Origin of the sequence: Pasteurella multocida (genome assembly GCF_900187275.1) — a bacterium.
In the GTDB taxonomy this organism is placed as follows: domain Bacteria; phylum Pseudomonadota; class Gammaproteobacteria; order Enterobacterales; family Pasteurellaceae; genus Pasteurella; species Pasteurella multocida.
Window position 1 is genome coordinate 34838 of the sequence record NZ_LT906458.1, and the last position, 17415, is coordinate 52252.

Below are 17415 nucleotides of genomic sequence, written 5' to 3' on the forward strand. Positions count from 1 at the left end.
GCCACGACATTTCTGATGTGGGGATATAGCTCAGTTGGGAGAGCGCTTGCATGGCATGCAAGAGGTCGTCGGTTCGATCCCGATTATCTCCACCAAATCATCTTCTAAGTCTTTAATTCGTCTTTTAAAGCTTATTCTTTGTTTAGTCTGAAAATAAATTACCAATCCTGCACTAAAGCCTGTATAATAGCCGAGCTTTATTTTCTGTATTAACGCGTGCGGCTATCAAAAGTGATTTTACGAACAGTACTGAAAAGCAAAAGTGCGGTTGGAAAGTGAGATTATTTTTGCTAGTCGCAATTGGAAAATAGAGCCATTTTTTTATTCACAAGTTAATGAAATTGTTGATTTCATTAGCCATTTTAAAAGGAACATTCTCGTGAATCCAATTGTTAAACAATTTAAATATGGTCAACATACTGTTACGCTAGAAACGGGTGCAATTGCACGCCAAGCAACGGCAGCAGTGATGGCAAGTATGGATGATACTACTGTGTTTGTCACAGTGGTTGCCAAAAAAGATGTGAAAGAAGGTCAAGACTTCTTCCCATTAACTGTTAACTATCAAGAGCGTACTTATGCTGCAGGCCGTATTCCTGGTGGCTTTTTCAAACGTGAAGGTCGTCCTTCTGAAGGCGAAACTTTAATTGCTCGTTTAATTGACCGTCCAATTCGTCCTCTTTTCCCAGAAGGTTTTTATAACGAAATCCAAATCGTGGCGACAGTGGTGTCTGTTAATCCGCAAATTTGTCCAGATTTAGTGGCAATGATCGGTGCATCTGCGGCACTTTCTTTATCAGGTGTGCCATTTAATGGCCCTATCGGTGCGGCACGTGTTGGTTTTATTGATGATCAATTTGTGTTAAACCCAACCATGAACGAGCAAAAACAAAGCCGTTTAGACTTGGTTGTCGCGGGAACAGATAAAGCGGTGTTAATGGTGGAATCTGAAGCCGATGTATTAACCGAAGAACAAATGTTAGCTGCGGTGGTGTTTGGTCATCAGCAACAACAAGTGGTGATTGACGCGATCAAAGAATTTACCGCAGAAGCCGGTAAACCGCGTTGGGATTGGGTGGCACCTGAACCAAATACCGCGTTAATTGAAAAAGTGAAAGCGATTGCAGAAGCGCGTTTAGGCGAAGCATACCGTATCACTGAAAAACAAGCACGTTATGAACAAATTGATGCGATTAAAGCTGATGTGATTGCACAAATCACAGCTGAAGTAGCAGAAGGCGAAGACATCAGTGAAGGGAAAATTGTCGATATTTTCACCGCACTTGAAAGCCAAATCGTACGTAGCCGTATCATTGCTGGTGAACCACGTATTGATGGTCGTACAGTGGATACTGTTCGTGCATTAGATATTTGTACTGGTGTTTTACCACGTACACACGGTTCTGCGATTTTCACCCGTGGTGAAACACAGGCGTTAGCTGTCGCGACATTAGGTACAGAACGTGATGCACAAATTATTGATGAATTAACAGGTGAGCGTTCAGATCACTTCTTATTCCACTACAACTTCCCGCCATATTCTGTGGGTGAAACCGGTATGATTGGTTCACCAAAACGTCGTGAAATTGGTCATGGTCGTTTAGCGAAACGCGGTGTAGCTGCAGTGATGCCAACACTTGCCGAGTTCCCGTATGTGGTACGTGTTGTCTCTGAAATCACAGAATCAAATGGTTCTTCTTCTATGGCATCGGTTTGTGGTGCGTCTTTAGCATTAATGGATGCGGGTGTACCAATTAAAGCGGCGGTTGCAGGTATTGCAATGGGCTTAGTCAAAGAAGACGAAAAATTTGTGGTGCTTTCAGACATCTTAGGTGATGAAGATCACTTAGGTGACATGGACTTCAAAGTCGCGGGTACACGTACGGGTGTGACGGCATTACAAATGGATATCAAAATCGAAGGTATCACAGCAGAAATCATGCAAATTGCGTTAAACCAAGCGAAAAGCGCACGTTTACACATTTTAGGTGTGATGGAGCAAGCGATCCCAGCGCCACGTGCGGATATTTCTGATTTTGCACCGCGTATTTACACTATGAAAATTGATCCGAAGAAAATCAAAGATGTGATCGGTAAAGGTGGTGCAACCATTCGTGCCTTAACAGAAGAAACAGGTACCTCAATTGATATCGATGATGATGGTACGGTGAAGATTGCTGCGGTTGATGGCAATTCAGCAAAAGAGGTGATGGCGCGTATTGAAGATATTACTGCAGAAGTTGAAGCGGGTGCAGTGTATAAAGGTAAAGTTACTCGTTTAGCTGATTTTGGTGCCTTCGTTTCTATCGTAGGTAACAAAGAAGGCTTAGTGCATATTTCTCAAATCGCGGAAGAGCGTGTTGAGAAAGTGAGTGATTATCTTGCAGTGGGGCAAGAAGTGACTGTTAAAGTGGTTGAGATTGATCGTCAAGGTCGTATTCGTTTAACCATGAAAGAAGTTGCACCAAAGCAAGAACACGTTGATTCTGTTGTCGCAGACGTTGCCGCAGAAGAAAACGCATAAGCAATAAACACCAACGCCCTTCGTGATAAAGGGCGTTGGTGTGCATGTTGATAAGTACAATTTGTGCTTTAAGGCGAAGCGAAATGAAGCAATTTCATCCGTGGTTAAAGTGCCTGCTAATTTTCCCATTTTGGGTATGTTGTTTAACAGCTTGTGTTAATCATGAACAAGTTTTTCTTTCAAAAGAGAAATTAATGTTAGCAGAGCAACATCCGAATGATCATCTTGAGCATGAGGTGATGGTTGCGCAAATTAGCGAATTGTTACTTGTTAAAGGGTTAAAAAAAGAAGAACGTGCGATTTTACATTTTGAGCGAGGCGTGCTGTACGATAGCTTAGGATTGTGGGCATTGGCGCGTTATGATTTTGACCAAACATTAGCGTTGTATCCAAAGTTGGCAGCAGCGTTTAATTATTTAGGTTTATATTTATTGTTAGAGGAAGATTACAGCGCATCTCTAGATATCTTTAATGTGTTGTTTGAACTTGATCCTCAATATGAGTATGCATTCCTAAATAGAGGGCTAAATTTTTATTACGTCGGACGTTATGAATTAGCTCAGCGGGATTTTCTTCAATTTTATCAAGCCGATAAATCAGATCCATACCGCACTTTATGGCTTTATTTAAATGAATTAAAGCATAATCCTCAGGATGCTTCTAAAAATCTTGCTCAACGAGCAATGGGGCTTTCTGATGAATATTGGGGTACGTATTTAGTCCAATATTATTTGGGAAAGTTATCAGTTAAGGCATTATTTGCTCAAGCACAGCAATTTGCACAAACGAATCGTGCAAAATATGCAGAAATTCTAACTGAAACCTACTTTTATTTAGCAAAACTAAAACTCAATTCGGGTCAAATTAATGAGGCGGAAACGCTATTTAAACTGGCCATCGCAAACCAAGTGTATAACTTCGTTGAGTATCGTTTTGCGCTGTTTGAACTCTTGAAATTGAAGCAAAGTTCAAAACCATAGTGGCATGCTTTATGCCATAGGCTGTTGTAAAACGTGAAAACGCGCAACATTGATTACACTGGCTCACCAGCATAGTGAGCATTTCTTTTTTATATTCGAGTACTTTAATGACTGAAACAACAATGACTTTCAATGATTTAGGCTTGCCTGAATTTCTTCTTAACGCCGTCTCTGACTTAGGCTTTGAAACCCCTTCTCCAATTCAACAAAGTTGTATCCCAAACCTGTTAAATGGGCATGATGTGCTAGGTATGGCACAAACTGGAAGTGGTAAAACCGCCGCCTTTTCACTCCCTTTATTAGCACAAATTGATTTAGATAAAAAATATCCACAAATGTTAGTGATGGCACCAACACGTGAGTTAGCCATCCAAGTAGCAGATGCCTGTGAGCACTTTTGCAAATATGCGAAAAATACCAATATTGTTACCCTTTATGGTGGTCAACGCTATGACATTCAATTGCGTGCTTTACGCCAAGGTGCTCAGGTTGTAGTGGGGACACCTGGTCGTATTTTAGATCACATTCGTCGTGGCACTTTAGATTTGTCTAATTTACGTTTTATGGTGTTAGATGAAGCGGACGAAATGTTACGTATGGGCTTTATTGATGATGTTGAAACGGTGATGGCAGAATTACCAGAACAACATCAGACCGCACTTTTCTCAGCCACCATGCCAGATCCAATTCGTCGTATTACTAAGCGTTTTATGAAAGATCCAAAAGAGATCAAGATTAAATCTACCCAGACTACAAATCCAGATATTACACAGAGTTGTTGGTATGTGCATGGTTTCCGTAAAAATGATGCCTTATTACGTTTCTTAGAAGTAGAAAAATTTGATGCCGCGATTATCTTTACTCGTACTAAAACGGGGACATTAGATGTAACGGAATTGTTGGAAAAACATGGTTTCCGTGCCGCAGCATTAAATGGCGATATGACACAACAATTACGTGAACAAACGCTTGATCGTTTAAGAAATGGTAGTTTAGATATTCTTGTGGCAACCGATGTGGCGGCGCGTGGTTTAGATGTGGAACGCATTAGCCTCGTAGTGAACTATGATATTCCATTAGATGCTGAGTCTTATGTCCACCGTATTGGTCGTACAGGGCGTGCCGGACGTACAGGGCGTGCATTGTTATTTGTTGAACCAAGAGAACGTCGTTTATTACGCAATATTGAACAATTAACTAAAAAACCGATTACGGAAGTCGAAGTGCCAAATCATGAGGTACTACAAGCTTGTCGCCGTGAGAAATTTAAAGCCAAAATTACAGTCCAATTAGAGCATCATGATTTAGGGCTTTATCGTAGCTTACTAGAAGATATGTTCACCGCGGATCAAGATCAGGAAGATATTGCGGCGGCGATGCTGATGTTGTTACAAGGTAAACAAAAGCTTATTTTACCAGCCGATCCAATTATTGATCGTAAAACTTCACGCGGTGATCGTGGCGAGCGTCGTGAACGTGGTGGACGTGAAAATCCACGTTCAGCAGAGCGTCGTGGTTACGGTACACCGCAGGCGATGGATTTATATCGTATTGAAGTAGGACGTTTAGATGGCGCGGAAGTCCGTCATATTGTTGGGGCGATTGCCAATGAAGGTGATATCAATAGTCGTTATATTGGTCATATTAAATTATATGATGATTACACCACGATTGAATTACCACAAGGTATGCCGAAAGAATTATTAGGTGTATTTGCGAAAACACGCGTGATGAACAAACAAATGCAGATGTCATTTGTGGGAGCGTCTAACGCAGGTTCAAGCCGTGATCGCGATGATTTCGCTGACCGCCGTGGTGGAAAACGTAAAGGACGCGGCGATGAACCACGTTTTGGGCGTGAAGATCGTAAATTTAAAGAAAAAAGTCAGCGCACTTTTAATGATCGCCCACGCAGAGAAAGACGTGAACGCCAAAAGTAAGTTAAGATGAGTTTAAACGAGGCGGTTGCGTACCTATTCGTTGATAAACAGTATGATTGCGCCTAAGTGTCCCTTAGGCGCAATTTTTTACTGTCTTATTTATACCTGTTTTTCGATAATCACTTTAATATCTTCTGGTGCTGCATAATAAGGTGCTGATGTAATGAAAAGTTGGATCCCGAGTTTCGCATACTCTGCCACATTATGCTTGTTAACACCTCCTGCTACAGATAAGGTAATGTTTTTATTGGCTAACGCTAATAAATGCAAGGCTTGTTTGACTTGTTCCAGCGTGAATTTATCTAATTGAATAATATCAGGATCGGCTGTCAACATTTGTTCAAATTGCACTAAGTTATCGGCTTCCAGTGTAATTTTATTTTCTGGCGCTTGTTGCTTTAGTCTTGTCACGATGCCTTGCCAATCTTCTGGATCAGAGAGGAGATTACGATGATTGGTAAATACCAAGAGGGTTTCGCTCAAGCCTTGACGGTGAATATGTCCGCCTGCGGCTAAGACTGCATTTGTGGCTAATTTGCGCGTATTAGGAATACTTTTACGTGTACAAGCAACAACAGTAGCAGGATTAATGGCTTTCGCATTGCTAATCATTTCAGCGGTATATTGTGCAACCCCACATGACCATTCCAAGACCAATTGAACCACTTTCCACGCTTGATGTAGCTTATCAGCACTGCCTTTGGCGCTTAATAATAAGCTTCCTGCTTCGACAAATTCTCCTTCTTTCACATACACTTGTGGGTGGATGTCGAGTTTTCGGAGCAGTTTTTCCGCAATACTGATACCCGCGACGATGCCGGCATTTTTACGTTTAAAGCAAATCTCAGCGGGGATACTTTCTAATCCTAATGCATGGGTGGTGAGATCACCACGATAGATATCTTCTAATAAAAAGTCATCGAGTTCGTTGTCTGAAAAATAAAGCATAGTGCAGTCCTTATCAATTAAATAAGTTGTCCTTGGTGTAATCGAATTTGCCGATGAGAAAGGTAATCGGCCTCTTTGGGATCGTGTGTGACTAATAACGTGGTCATGTGATATGACTGCATTAAGTCCTTTAAGATTGCCCAAATATGTTGTTTGGTTTCCCAGTCTAACGAGGAAAAAGGCTCATCAAGTAATAACAAGTCTGGAGGATTGATTAATGCACGGGCCAGTGCAGCGCGTTGTTGTTCACCGCCTGAGAGCTGATGAGGATAACGATCACGTAAATGGGCGATTTTGAGCTTAGCCAGTAGCCTATGCTGTGCTTCGCAATCTGCGTTGGGTTGAGCTAAGCGTAAATTGCCAGATACGGTTTTGTGTGGAAATAAATACAAACGTTGATTAAGGTAGCGACAATGACGTTGCCATGGCGCAAGGTTATCAATGGGTTGTTGTGCTAGGGTAATATGACCTTGATAATCAAGATAACCAGCAATGCTATTGAGTAAGGTAGTTTTTCCACTACCAGATTGTCCTACTACAGCGACACATTCTCCTTTACTAACGTGTAAATGGATATGACGTAAAATACCCACAGATAAATTTTCAATCTTGAGCATCCTAGATATTCCTATTGAGTGTACGTAAGACTAACAGTAAGCAAGCAGCAATGAATAAAAGCCATAGTGATGCGCCTACCGCGATCTCAAAATCACCACTGGCAATATTTAAATAGACCGCCATGGGCAAGGTTTCTGTTTTAAAACGCGTAGCACCCGCTAACATCAACGTTGCACCAAATTCCCCAATTGCTCGGGACCAAGCCAAAATCGCGCCACAAAGTAATGGTTTCCAACACATTGGTAATTCTATTTTGAGCAAGGTCTGAAGCGGTGACAAACCTAAATTGTATGCAGCGAGGCGATAGCCTGAATCTAAGCTAGAAAAAGTACCGCGAGCATTACGTAACATAATGGAACTGGCAATATAAGTTTGTGCCACAATTATACCAAGCGGGCTGAATATCCATTGGCTAATAATGGGAATGAATTGGCTCAAGATGCCCTGTGAATTAAATAAAAGCAGTAGGCTTAAACCAGTGACCAACGGCGGTAATACCATGGGCAAATCAAGAAAAGTATCAATCAATTTTTGCAAAGGTAACCGCACTTGGCTCATGACCCATGCTGATGGGATTGCAATAAAAATAGCCAGCAGTAAAGACAGTATGGATGTCGCAAGAGACATCCATAGCGCAAAATGCAGTTCAGGATCAGTGAGAACCAGCAGAAAAAAGGAAAAGTTGAGCTGGCTTATCAGAGCAAGCACAGACCCAATGACGACGAGCAATAAAAGTAGCAAAGGGAGTAGTGCAAGCTTTAAACTCAGACTTTTATTTAATAGGTAAGAAGCCTTCATCGACAAAATATTTCACACCTTGTTCTGAGTTAAAAAGGTCAAGTAACTGTTTGGCTTCTTTCGGATGTTTAGTGGAAGCAAGCAGGGCAATAGTGACTTTTTCTTCTGGCGTACCTGCTGGATTTGGTAATAAATCGACTTTATCACGTACTTTCCACGCACCAGAACGTCCGACTACGGCAGCATCCACATCGCCGTTTAATAAATAGAGCATCAACTGTTTGACCGTCGCCGCTTTGACGACAATTTTGTCATTCAACTGTGCTTGATAACCCGAGAGTTCAAGTATTTTTTCCGCCCCTTTACCGAGCGCCATAGCTTTGCTATCACCAATCCCTAAACGCAGATTGCTTTCGGCAAGGGCTTTAAAGGAATCAATTCCAGCGCTTTTTTCTTTACGAATAGCCATTACGGGAATGTGCAGCACTAATGGCGCCGATTCTTTCACGTCACCTGTTTTTTCCAATTTTTCTACATAATCACTTGAGCCGGGTAAATAGAGATCGCCCGTTTTTACCGTGTTATAGCGTGCCAATAATTGTCCTGAGCCACCGTATTCAATCGTGACGTTGTTGCCAGTTTCTTTTTCAAATTGTTTGACAATTTTTTCAACAGGATCTTTTAAGCCGGCACCAGCATAAAGGTAAAGCTCAGCGGCTTGTGCTGAAAATGTCGCTGTGATAAGAGTTGAAAGTACAATCAATTTTTTCATGGTTATCTCCTTTGCATAAAAATGGGATAACTATAACATAATCATTATATAAAATGTAATATACCGAATTTAACGAATAAAAAAGGATTGAGCGTTATACTCAATCCTTTTTTCGTATGTGAAAAGGGGGGGGAGATTACATCATACCGCCCATACCACCCATACCTGCAGCACCTAAGTCGGCTTTATCCTCTTTTGGTAGGTCAGTGACCATACATTCAGTGGTGATCATTAAGCCAGCAACAGAAGCCGCAAATTGTAATGCAGAACGGGTAACTTTTGTTGGGTCTAAGATACCCATTTCGATCATATCGCCGTACTGTTCTGTACCTGCGTTATAACCGAAGTTACCTTCGCCATTTTTCACTGCACTTGCTACGACAGACGCTTCTTCACCTGCGTTGGCTACGATCTGACGTAATGGGGCTTCCATTGCACGTAAGGCAAGTTTGATTCCCACATTTTGTTCTTCATTATCACCTTGAAGACCAGCGACTTTGCTAGCGGCACGGATTAAGGCAACACCACCACCGGCAACGATACCTTCTTCAACCGCCGCACGTGTTGCGTGGAGTGCGTCTTCTACGCGCGCTTTTTTCTCTTTCATTTCTACTTCGGTTGCTGCACCCACTTTAATGACTGCGACACCGCCAGCGAGTTTAGCCACGCGCTCTTGTAATTTTTCTTTGTCGTAATCAGAGGTGGATTCTTCGATTTGTTGACGAATTTGTGCCACACGACCTTGGATTTGTGCTTCATCACCGATACCATCGATAATCGTGGTGTTGTCTTTGTTGATGACCACGCGTTTTGCTTGACCAAGATCTTCAAGTGTAGCTTTTTCTAATTCCATACCGATTTCTTCAGAAATAACCGTACCAGCCGTTAAGATCGCGATATCTTGTAACATGGCTTTACGACGGTCACCAAAGCCAGGTGCTTTCACTGCTGCGACTTTCACAATTCCACGCATGGTGTTGACGACTAAGGTTGCAAGTGCTTCACCTTCGACATCTTCTGCGATAATTAATAATGGTTTGCCCGCTTTTGCTACACCTTCTAACACAGGTAACAATTCACGAATGTTGGACACTTTTTTGTCCACTAATAAAATAAATGGATTGTCTAATTCAACTGTTGCTGTTTCTGGTTTGTTGATGAAGTAAGGTGATAAATAACCGCGATCGAATTGCATCCCTTCTACAACGGCAAGTTCGTCTTCTAAACCTGTGCCATCTTCAACGGTGATCACGCCTTCTTTACCTACTTTATCCATCGCTTGTGCAATGATTTGACCAACAATACTGTCTGAGTTAGCAGAGATTGTTCCCACTTGTTCGATTTCTTTTGAGGTTTCACAAGGTTTTGAAAGGGCTTTTAATTCAGTAACCACTGCGGTTACCGCTTTGTCGATACCACGTTTTAAATCCATTGGGTTCATACCCGCAGCCACCGCTTTTAAGCCTTCGTTGACGATAGCTTGTGCTAAAACGGTTGCTGTCGTGGTACCGTCACCTGCCGCATCATTCGCTTTTGACGCCACTTCTTTTACCATTTGTGCACCCATATTTTCGAATTTATCTTCTAATTCGATTTCACGCGCCACTGATACACCATCTTTAGTGATAGTCGGTGCACCGAAAGATTTATCTAATACGACATTACGACCTTTAGGACCTAAGGTAACTTTTACTGCATCCGCAAGAATATTGACACCCGCTAACATTTTGACACGTGCATCATTACCAAATTTTACGTCTTTTGCTGCCATTTTTTATCTTCCTCTCATTTCGAATCTTGTTATGTAAATTGCTATTTTAAGTTTGTTTATTTATAGAAATAACGATTTCGTGTTGTTGATAAAAATTATTCAACAATGGCTAAAATATCGTTTTCAGAAATAATTAACACTTCTTCGCCATCAATTTTTTCTGCTTTCACGCCATAACCGTCATTGAAAATCACGGTATCGCCGACTTTCACATCTAAAGGTTGTACTGTACCATTTTCTAAGATGCGACCTTTACCCACGGCTAATACTTTTGCACGTGTTGATTTTGTTGCAGCAGAGCCGGTCAACACAATCCCCCCTGCTGAGCGGGTTTCCACTTCTTCACGTTTGATGATCACACGGTCATGTAATGGACGAATATTCATTGAATTACTCCTTAATTAAATTATGTTTTTGATGAAACGTTTCCCTAATATGAGGGAAAATTTGTCTGTTTCAAGGGGGAAAATAAAATTATTTTATTCTTTTATCTTCATCCACTTGTTTTTCGTATTCGGCTTCAAACACCTCGCCTTCTGACTGGCTGTGATTCGCTTTCTGGCTGTAGCGGAAGAAACGGCTACGCACTATATGGATCTTGTTGGTTATCAGTTTTTCAATCCAGAGGCTAGTGATCGGGATTAATAAAAATAATGCGATTAAATCGGTCAAAAAGCCGGGAATAAAGAAAAGGATACCGGCTACAATCCAAATGCCAGATTTTAATAACGCACGTGTCGGGATTTCGCCTTGGGATAATTGTTTTTGTACATTTAATAAGGTATACCAACCACGAGCTCGGATCATGAAGAGCCCGAAAAGCGATGATAAAATGAGTAACAGAATGAGACTCAATACGCCAATATTCGATCCTATCCAAACTAAAAGTGACAATTCGGTATAGATAAATAAAAAAGCGATAAAAAGAAAGAGAACCAGAGGCATTGTTGTTTCCTCGCTGTATGCACGTTTGTGAGATGTTGTTATAAATGGGAGCAAATTAGCCAAATTTCAACCGCACTTTAGCATAAAAATAAAGCTCACAGGGTTGTGAGCTTTATTTTTAATTTTGCACTTATTGCGCTGGGTAGAACATTGGCGAGTTAGGACCGACCGGTAAGCCTAACACGAAGACCCAAATAAAGAACATCGCAGACCATGCCACTAAGAAGGCAACAGAGTACGGTAACATCATTGACACAAGCGTACCGACCCCCGCATCTTTCTTATATTTCAATACGGTTGCCATGATCAAGCCAAAGTAGCTCATCATTGGGGTGATGATATTGGTTACGGAATCACCGATACGGTAAGCCGCTTGAATGATTTCAGGTGAATAACCGGTTAACATCAGCATTGGCACAAAGATCGGTGCAGTAACAGCCCATTGTGCAGAGGCAGAACCAATCATTAAGTTAATGAAAGCACAGATCAAGATGAAGCCCATAAAGAGGATACCGCCATGTAAGCCTACTTCATTTAGGAAGTTAGCGCCTTTTACCGCGATATATTGACCAATATTGGTCCAGTTAAAGAAGGCGACGAATTGTGACGCGAAGAAGATAATCACAAGGTATAGTCCTAATGTACTCATGGCTTCAGCCATCGCATTGACCACATCTTTTTCGCTACGAATACTTTTTGTCACAATCCCATAAACCGTACCCGGAATAGCAAAGAGAATGAAGATAAAGGCAACGATCGATTTTAAGAATGGTGAACCTGTGACTAAACCTGTTTTTGGATCACGTAAAATGCCATTTTCAGGGACCACAGTCCAAGCTAATAGTGCACATAAAATTAAGAAGACTAAACCCGCGTATCTTAATCCTTTACGCTCTAATGGAGAAACTTCATTCGAGTGCTGTAAATCCAGTTCTTCTTGTGAAAGATGACTGTTATAAGGACCTAATTGTGGTTCCACGATTTTTTCTGTAATGAAATAACCAATAAACGCAATCACAAAGGTACTGGCAGCCATGAAGAACCAGTTGGCTTCAGGACCTACCGTATAAGTTGGATCGATAATTTGTGCAGCTTGTTGCGTGATCCCTGCGAGTAATGGATCAATCGTACCTAATAAGAGGTTGGCGGAGTAACCACCAGATACCCCCGCAAATGCAGCAGCAAGACCCGCTAATGGATGGCGACCTAATGAGTGAAAAATAATGGCAGCTAAAGGAATGAGGACAACATAACCTAATTCAGAGGCGGTGTTCGATAGAATCCCCGCAAAAACAATAGTGAACGTTGTCAATTTACGTGGTGATTTGGTGACCAATAAACGCATGACGGCAGAAAGAAGCCCTGCTTTTTCAGCAATACCGACCCCTAATAATGCCACCAATACTGTGCCTAATGGGGCAAAGTTAGTAAAGTTTTTCACCAAATTAGTCAAAATTCTGCTTAAGCCTTCGGCATTTAGCAAACTGACGACGTAAATCATCCCGTCAGCCGCACGTCCTTTAACGCCTTCCGGACGAGGGTCTGCAACGGCTAGACCAAAATATTCCCCTAATGCAGAAGTAATTAATAATAAAACAATAAAAATCATAAAAAGGGTAACGGGGTGGGGTAACATGTTACCGAGCCATTCCACCGTATGAAGAAATTTACTGCCTTTCTTTTGTTGTTGTGTTGTAGTCATGTGTAGTCCTTCTATATTTTAATGATACAAGGGCTATGCTCATTTTTCGCCCAACTGCAATCTAACACGATATATGTCACATTCAAATAAAATTTTTAACAAAGTGTTAACAGGATCAAATTATTTCTTTTCTATTTCTGTTAACCTATTAACGCCCCACGTATCAATTTTTATTTTGCGAGGCATTTCGGATAAGTAAAACTAATCCGAATGATAAAAATATGTCGTGGGGTCAATCTGTAAAATGTGACGGCGATCAAATATTTAGCAAAGTTATTTCCATTATAATAGGCATTAACTTGTTCATCACTCGAAATGGAGGGTAATAATGACAGTAACAAGAAAAGAAGTGGATTTACTCGGAGAACGTGAAGTACCAGCAGACGTATACTGGGGAATTCATACCTTAAGAGCGGTAGAAAATTTTAATATTTCAAATGCGGTTATCTCAGATGTGCCTGATTTTGTACGCGGTATGGTGATGGTGAAAAAGGCGACCGCCTTAGCAAACGGTGAATTAGGGGCGATTCCTGATAAAATTGCAAAAGCGATTGTAGCTGCTTGTGATGAAATCTTAACCACAGGCAAATGCTTAGATCAATTCCCGTCAGATATTTATCAAGGCGGTGCGGGTACCTCAGTGAATATGAATACGAATGAGGTTGTGGCGAATTTGGCGTTAGAGTTATTAGGACATAAGAAAGGGGAATACCAATATTTAGATCCAATGGATCATGTTAACGCTAGCCAATCAACCAATGACGCCTATCCAACAGGTTTCCGTATTGCTGTCTATAACAGTATTATGAAGCTCGTGGCAAAAGTGCTTTATTTACAACAAGGTTTTGAAAATAAAGCAAAAGAATTTTCGCACATTCTTAAAATGGGACGTACGCAATTACAAGATGCTGTGCCAATGACAGTAGGACAAGAATTTAAAGCCTTCTCTGTTTTATTAGATGAAGAAGTTCGCAATTTAACACGCACAGCAGAATACTTATTAGAAGTTAATTTAGGTGCGACAGCAATTGGTACGGGCTTAAATACACCAAAAGGGTATGCGCCATTAGCGGTCAAATACCTGTCTGAAGTCACAGGATTACCTTGTGTATTAGCTGAAAACTTAATCGAAGCTACCTCGGATTGTGGGGCGTATGTGATGGTGCACGGTGCATTAAAACGTACTGCGGTGAAACTATCAAAAGTATGTAATGACTTACGTCTATTATCTTCGGGTCCGCGTGCAGGGTTAAATGAGATTAATTTGCCTGAATTACAAGCGGGTTCATCGATTATGCCAGCAAAAGTCAACCCAGTGGTACCCGAAGTGGTTAACCAAGTTTGCTATAAAGTGATGGGGAACGATATTACCATTACCTTTGCCGCAGAGGCTGGACAATTACAATTAAACGTCATGGAGCCAGTGATTGCACAAGCGATGTTTGAATCTATTGATATTTTGACCAATGCTTGTGTGAATTTACGCGATAAATGTATTGATGGTATTACGGTGAATAAAGAAACTTGTGAAAACTATGTCTTTAATTCTATCGGTATCGTGACTTATTTAAATCCATTTATTGGACACCATAATGGTGACTTAGTCGGTAAAATCTGTGCGAAAACAGGGCGCGGAGTGAAAGAGGTCGTACTCGAAAAAGGACTCCTCACAGAAGCAGAATTAGATGATATTCTCTCAGTGGAGAACTTAATGAATCCAACCTATAAAGCGAAGTTGAATAAATAACTTGCAAAATAACTGTTAATTTAACCGCACTTTGAGCTTGCTTAAAGTGCGGTTTCTTTTTTGGAAATTTTCTTTGTTATACCTCGACAAGAAAAAATGGCACTTTACCGTGCCATTTCGTGATGCGGTTATCTATTATTGTAAGAGGGAAATATCTGCCACTTGTAAGAATAGATTACGTAGGTTATTTAAGATTGCTAAACGGTTTTGGCGTAATTGTGGATTTTCCGCGTTCACCATGACATTATCGAAGAAAGTATCCACGGGCTCACGCAATGCCGCTAAACGATCCAGTGCCACTTGGTATTCGCCTTTAGCAAATAGTGGCGCAAGCTCAGCTTGTAACGCAATCACCTGTTCAGCTAACACTTTTTCTGTTACTTCTGCACATAATGTGGTGTCAATATTGGCTGGTAATTCCCCTTCAACTTTCGCTAAAATATTGCTTACACGCTTATTGGCTGCCGCTAAAGCCTCTGCCGCCTCTAACGCACGGAAGTGTGACACCGCACGTACACGGGCATCAAAGTCCGATGGTTTGGTTGGACGACGAGCAAGCACCGCTTGAATCACATCTACTGCAATCCCTTCATCTTGATACCAAGCACGGAAACGACCGAGCATAAACTCAACCACATCTTCCACTACATTAGTATTGGTTAACTTATCGCCAAAAAGGGCGCTCGATTTTTTCACAATTTCGGCTAAATCTAACGGCAAGTTTTTCTCCACAATAATGCGTAATGCACCTAATGCGGCACGACGTAGTGCGAATGGGTCTGCACTGCCTTTTGGTTGTTGACCGATCCCGAAAATGCCAGTGAGCGTATCGAATTTATCGGCTAATGCTACCGCACTGGCGACTAAGGATTTTGGTAACTCATCGCCAGCAAAACGTGGCATATATTGTTCATTTAATGCTACTGCTACTTCTTCATCTTCACCATCGTGACGAGCATAATGCATCCCCATGACACCTTGCGTGTCAGTAAATTCAAACACCATGTTGGTCATTAAGTCACATTTTGACAATAAACCAGCGCGTTTGGCTTTGACTTCATCAGCACCGATTTGTTTTGCAATTTCGCCAGCCAGTTGTTCAATACGTGCCGTTTTATCACGTAATGTACCAAGCTGTTGTTGGAATAACACGGTTTCTAAACGTGGTAATTGATCTTCTAAACGTTGTTTTAAGTCGGTTTTAAAGAAAAATTCCGCATCGGTTAAACGTGGACGCACCACTTTTTCATTCCCTTCAATGATCTTGCTTGGATCGTCAGGGTTGATGTTCGACACAAAAATAAAGTGCGGTAATAATTTGCCGTCTTTGTCATAAATTGGGAAATATTTTTGGTCACCTTTCATGGTATAAACCAAGGCTTCCGCTGGGACAGCAAGGAAACGTTCTTCAAATTTCGCCGCTAATACATTTGGATATTCCACCAATGAGGTGACTTCATCAAGTAAATCGTCTTCAATATCCGCTACGCCACCAAGTGCGGTCGCTTTTTCTTGCGATTTCGCCAAAATTAACGCTTTACGCTCATTGAAGTCAGCCACCACTGAGCCTTTTTCTTTTAATAGCGCAGGGTATTGATCCGCGTGTGAAATTTGGAATTCACGCTCACCAAGGAAACGGTGACCACGAAGGGTACGAGCGCTTTCCACGCCTAAAATTTCGCCTTCAATCAGCTCATCGCCTAGTAACATCGTCACTGTGTGAACAGGACGAATAAATTGCACAGTTTTGTCCGCCCAACGCATCGGTTTTGGAATAGGCAACTTCGCCAACGCATTCGCCACCATGTCTTTCAATAAGTTTTTAGTCGGTTGACCTTCGATTGTGGCACGATGCACTAACCACTCACCTTTGTCAGTGGCAACACGCTCAGCTTGCTCAACGCTGATCCCACAACCACGTGCCCAACCTTCAGCCGCTTTAGTTGGTTTGCCTTCTGCATCAAATGCCGCAGACACTGCTGGACCACGCTTTTCAATTTGTTTACTTGGTTGGCTGGTCGCTAAACCTAACACTTTCACCGCTAAACGACGCGGTGCCGCAAACCATTCCACCTTATCAAAGGCTAAACCGGCTTGGTTTAGCTCCAATTCCATATTCTCTGCAAACGCAGTCGCTAATTTTTTGAGCGCCTTCGGTGGCAGCTCTTCAGTGCCGATCTCGGCGAGGAAGTTTTGTGTTGTCATTTTGTTTCTCTTTAAAAAATATCAAGATTCTATTTCTTTATCGTACATTTAATTGTTATTTTTTCTGTTTTAACATCAGTTCCAAATTCCGCATGATAATTTTTATAAAGCATCATTGCTAAAGTCATTCCACCCAAAATAACAGCCAATATAATCGCGATTTCAAATGTTGCGAATATGCCGATAGCTATTAATATTTTGTTCATTATTATTCCAAATAGTCCGTCACTCGTTGATGGGAAGAATGATACAGCAAAGACGAAAGCAAGTGCGCCTAAAATCCATTTGTCAATTGTTGTAATCTTTTGGGCCTTTTTCATTTTTTCGGCTAATTCACCCTTAATAATGAAACTCGGCTCTTTATTCTTCAGCGCTCTTTCAAGGTCTTCCTTCATGTTAATGACTAACATTTATTTGCTCCTTGTCGACATAAATTAATATTTATAGCACTTTGATTTTGCGAAATCTTCAATATAACTAAAAAGAGTGACGTTTCATTTGATTATGTTCGTTTCCCGACGAGCG

The 17415-nt window shown here is 41.4% G+C and carries 14 protein-coding genes and 1 tRNA gene; 5 read left to right on the plus strand and 10 right to left on the minus strand.

Annotated features, from left to right (window positions below; all coding sequences use genetic code 11):
* The first annotated feature begins 19 nt into the window (after window positions 1-19).
* The 4 genes from CKV69_RS00205 to CKV69_RS00220 all read left to right on the plus strand — a co-directional run bounded on the left by CKV69_RS00205 (window position 20) and on the right by CKV69_RS00220 (window position 5444).
* Window positions 20-95: transfer RNA gene (locus CKV69_RS00205), tRNA-Ala, on the plus strand.
* A gap of 284 nt (window positions 96-379) precedes the next feature.
* Window positions 380-2524 carry a polyribonucleotide nucleotidyltransferase gene (pnp, locus tag CKV69_RS00210; protein ID WP_005723319.1) on the plus strand — a complete coding sequence of 715 codons (2145 nt, stop codon included), beginning with the start codon at window positions 380-382 and terminating at the stop codon, window positions 2522-2524.
* Between the two features lie 83 nt (window positions 2525-2607).
* Window positions 2608-3504 (plus strand): lipoprotein NlpI, encoded by an 897-nt coding sequence (gene nlpI, locus CKV69_RS00215; RefSeq protein WP_005723318.1) that lies wholly within the window; start codon window positions 2608-2610, stop codon window positions 3502-3504.
* Between the two features lie 107 nt (window positions 3505-3611).
* Complete coding sequence (locus tag CKV69_RS00220; RefSeq protein WP_005754621.1) at window positions 3612-5444, plus strand: DEAD/DEAH box helicase; 1833 nt, start codon at window positions 3612-3614, stop codon at window positions 5442-5444.
* A 99-nt stretch (window positions 5445-5543) separates the two neighbouring features.
* Here CKV69_RS00220 and modD read toward each other — a convergent pair whose 3' ends face one another.
* From modD to CKV69_RS00260, 8 genes are all read right to left on the minus strand, one after another.
* On the minus strand, window positions 5544-6392 hold the full coding sequence (gene modD / locus CKV69_RS00225) for a ModD protein (protein ID WP_014325701.1): 849 nt from the start codon (window positions 6390-6392) through the stop codon (window positions 5544-5546).
* A gap of 17 nt (window positions 6393-6409) precedes the next feature.
* Window positions 6410-7009, minus strand: a complete 600-nt coding sequence (locus CKV69_RS00230) for an ABC transporter ATP-binding protein (RefSeq protein WP_014325702.1) — start codon at window positions 7007-7009, stop codon at window positions 6410-6412.
* A gap of 1 nt (window position 7010) precedes the next feature.
* Entirely contained in the window at window positions 7011-7808 is a 798-nt protein-coding gene (locus CKV69_RS00235; protein WP_016504294.1) for an ABC transporter permease, read from the minus strand.
* Window positions 7783-8520: a molybdate ABC transporter substrate-binding protein gene (modA, locus tag CKV69_RS00240; RefSeq protein WP_005723309.1), complete on the minus strand. Its 738-nt coding sequence runs from the start codon at window positions 8518-8520 to the stop codon at window positions 7783-7785. Before modA ends, CKV69_RS00235 begins: the two co-directional genes overlap by 26 nt.
* A gap of 136 nt (window positions 8521-8656) precedes the next feature.
* Window positions 8657-10291, minus strand: a complete 1635-nt coding sequence (gene groL / locus CKV69_RS00245) for a chaperonin GroEL (protein WP_014325704.1) — start codon at window positions 10289-10291, stop codon at window positions 8657-8659.
* A gap of 95 nt (window positions 10292-10386) precedes the next feature.
* Entirely contained in the window at window positions 10387-10677 is a 291-nt protein-coding gene (locus tag CKV69_RS00250) for a co-chaperone GroES (RefSeq protein WP_005717461.1), read from the minus strand.
* Between the two features lie 88 nt (window positions 10678-10765).
* Window positions 10766-11236 carry an FxsA family protein gene (locus CKV69_RS00255; protein WP_005717460.1) on the minus strand — a complete coding sequence of 157 codons (471 nt, stop codon included), beginning with the start codon at window positions 11234-11236 and terminating at the stop codon, window positions 10766-10768.
* A gap of 130 nt (window positions 11237-11366) precedes the next feature.
* Entirely contained in the window at window positions 11367-12938 is a 1572-nt protein-coding gene (locus tag CKV69_RS00260) for an AbgT family transporter (protein WP_005723307.1), read from the minus strand.
* 328 nt (window positions 12939-13266) lie between these two features.
* On the opposite strand from CKV69_RS00260, the gene aspA reads away from it, so the two are divergent.
* Window positions 13267-14685 carry an aspartate ammonia-lyase gene (gene aspA / locus CKV69_RS00265; RefSeq protein ID WP_025248416.1) on the plus strand — a complete coding sequence of 473 codons (1419 nt, stop codon included), beginning with the start codon at window positions 13267-13269 and terminating at the stop codon, window positions 14683-14685.
* Window positions 14686-14820: 135 nt separating this feature from the next.
* On the opposite strand, the gene glyS is transcribed toward aspA, so the two are convergent.
* A complete protein-coding gene (gene glyS, locus CKV69_RS00270; RefSeq protein ID WP_014325706.1) occupies window positions 14821-16890 on the minus strand; it encodes a glycine--tRNA ligase subunit beta in 2070 nt (689 codons plus the stop codon).
* 29 nt (window positions 16891-16919) lie between these two features.
* The gene (locus CKV69_RS00275) at window positions 16920-17300 is read right to left on the minus strand and encodes a hypothetical protein (protein WP_005751822.1); all 381 of its coding nucleotides are present in this window, start codon (window positions 17298-17300) and stop codon (window positions 16920-16922) included.
* Window positions 17301-17415: the final 115 nt, after the last annotated feature.